Annotated in this window: 2 protein-coding genes; one reads left to right on the top strand and one right to left on the bottom strand. The window is 48.7% G+C overall.

The features are described from left to right. Nucleotides 1-2,290 (top strand): PAS domain-containing protein (locus NZ772_16935; GenBank protein ID MCS6815241.1); only part of this gene is annotated, 2,290 nt, incomplete at its 5' end. Here the strand turns inward: NZ772_16935 and NZ772_16930 are convergent. Then, nucleotides 2,287-2,715 (bottom strand): nuclear transport factor 2 family protein (locus NZ772_16930; GenBank protein ID MCS6815240.1); only part of this gene is annotated, 429 nt, incomplete at its 5' end. The two genes, NZ772_16935 and NZ772_16930, sit on opposite strands and share 4 nt — an antisense overlap.

Raw genomic sequence — 2,715 nt, 5'->3', positions numbered from 1 at the left:
TGCTAATAAAGATTCGTCTGCTGATGATGAGCGATCATTAGTGGATGCTGTTCCCATACCCCACTTAGCCTGTAGTCCCTTGGTAATCTATCAAGCTCATCTATATCCCGATGGTTCGATCGCGTTCCTGTTTGTCAGCCCTAGATCTACAACACTACTAGACTTGGATGCTGACCAGCTTTGTCAGGATGCTGCTGTGTTAATCGATAGAGTGCTACCTGGCGATCGCCCCCAATTTTTCCAAAGTGTCGCTACAGCTTCTCAAGCTGGCCAACCTTGGCGGTGGGTTGGGCAAATCATGCTATCGTCTGGTCAGTCTCGGTGGATTGAAGCCATAGCTGACCCTATCCCCCAGGCAGATGGTAGCGTCGTTTGGCATGGTGCTTTTACAGATATTAGCCATCACAAACAGACAGAGTTAGCATTACGCCAAGAAAATCGAGAATTACAGGCTACAGTAGCGACTCAAGCGGCTGAATTGGAGCAGGCAATAGCCCGAATGCAGCGACAGATGATCGATCGCCGCCAAGCAGAAGCTGCCTTACGGGCTAGCAGCGATCGTCATCGCGCCTTGTTAGCTGCCCTGCCTGACATGATCTTTCGCTACAACCGTCAAGGTGTGCATTTAGAGTTTGTGCCCTCCTACGACTGGCAACCAGTCTGTTCGCCAGAAGCATTTCTCAACAAGCCTGTATCGGAAATTTTGCCCAAACCAGTTGCTAATCAGATTTTAGCGGCGATTGCACAAGCCCTTGCAACTGGGCGAATGCAACTGATTGAATATCGTCTAGATGTACAGGGAGTGCCCCATGACTATGAGGCCCGGCTGGTAGTCAGTGGAGCTGATGAGGTAACCGCTATCGTCCGGGACATTACTGATCGCAAACAGGCGGAAGCCAAGCTGCGGGCCAACCAAAAATTCTTGGAATTAGTGATGAACTCAATTCCTCAATATGTCTTTTGGAAAGACATCAACTCTGTCTATCTTGGGTGCAACCGTAACTTTGCAGAGCTGGCAGGGCTGGCTTCACCTGAGGATATTGTGGGCAAAACTGACTATGATTTGCCTTGGCGCAAGTATGCCCAGCAGTTTATCGATCGCGATCGGAAAGTAATTGCAACTAACCAACCCATTTATCGGGTAATTGACCCTATCATCTCAGCCAAGGGTCAACCCGCTTGGACTGAGACCAACAAAGTGCCCCTTCAGGATGATGAAGGCAATGTGATTGGGATACTGGGCACTAGGGATGATGTGACCGATCGCATTCGTGCAGAAGAGGCTCTCAAAGCGTCGGAGGCCAAGCTGCGGCAAAAGAATAGTGAACTTGAGCATTTGCTAGCAGAGTTGCACCGCACGCAAACCCAGATGATTCAGGCCGAAAAGATGTCCAGTTTGGGACAGTTGGTGGCAGGCATTGCCCATGAAATCAATAATCCAGTTAATTTCATCTACGGCAATCTCTCTTATGCAGATACCTATACTCGTGATCTACTAGAACTGCTACATGCCTATCAGCGACACTATCCCCAGCCCCCACTGGCAATTCAAGAGCTTGCCGATGCCATTGATTTAGACTTCTTGGTTGAAGATCTCCCTAAGCTACTTAACTCTATGCGTATTGGTGCGGAGCGAATTCAAAAGATCGTAACCTCGCTACGGACTTTTTCTCGCATGGATGAGTCAGAGAAGAAATCTGTAAACATCCATGACGGCATCGATAGCACATTGCTGATTTTACAGAATCGCATGAAAGCTAAGGCAGAACACCCAGCGATTGAGGTTGTCAAGCACTATGGGGATTTGCCCCTGGTTGAGTGCTATGCTGGACAGCTTAATCAAGTATTTATGAACATTTTGAGCAACGCGATCGATGCCCTAGAAGAAGCATTTTGCCTTAACGATTCATTACCAGCCGCCAAGAATTGCTGCCAAGGTGTCCCAACTATTACTATCACTACAGAACTGCTGTCATTGCCAACTTCTAATAGCAGGTCAGATAGTAGCAGTTCAGAAAACTCCCAGCCACCCACGCAGCCGTTTATCCGCATTCAAATTGCCGACAATGGTTTAGGGATTCCTGAGCAAGCCAGACAGCGGCTGTTTGATCCATTTTTCACCACTAAGCCTGTGGGCAAAGGCACTGGGTTAGGGCTGTCGATCAGTTACCAAATCATCACTGAGAAACATGGTGGGCGACTGTACTGTACGTCAGAACCAGGGAAAGGAACAACCTTCACGATTGAGATTCCCTTGCAACTAGCGCCAGTTGCTGCCCAGACTGCCTAACGCTCAACAACGCGCAACCGTTGGGTGACGATGGTAATTCCACCCCGGCGCACCAAAATTGCAGAAATCCAGCGATCGGCTTTTTCTTGAGGGGCACGACCAATCTTAAAGATTCCCCCTGCTGCCAAGGGTTCTAGCTTAGTGGGTGCAGAACCAAAGTAATTTGTTGGGCGCACTGCTTCTTCGGTAACAGCTCCTAACAAAAAATCATTGCCCAAGGGTTCCTGCACAATGGCATCAAAGCTAAACTGCTGACCCACGGTCACCTTTTCAGGTAATTTTACTGTCACCGTAGGTGGACTAGTGCCTAACAGTAGTTGAGTCTGTTCGGTCAAAATATCTTGTTGCAGAATCTGCTGATCGCGACTTTGTTGCCGAGCGCGCAATTGTGCCCTTAAGCGATAGGTTTGTCCTTCAAACTGGCG

The sequence above is a fragment of the Cyanobacteriota bacterium genome, assembly GCA_025054735.1.
Lineage (GTDB): Bacteria > Cyanobacteriota > Cyanobacteriia > SKYG9 > SKYG9 > SKYG9.
The sequence above is the reverse complement of the archived record's forward strand: the minus strand, read 5'-3'. Positions and strand labels throughout refer to the sequence as shown.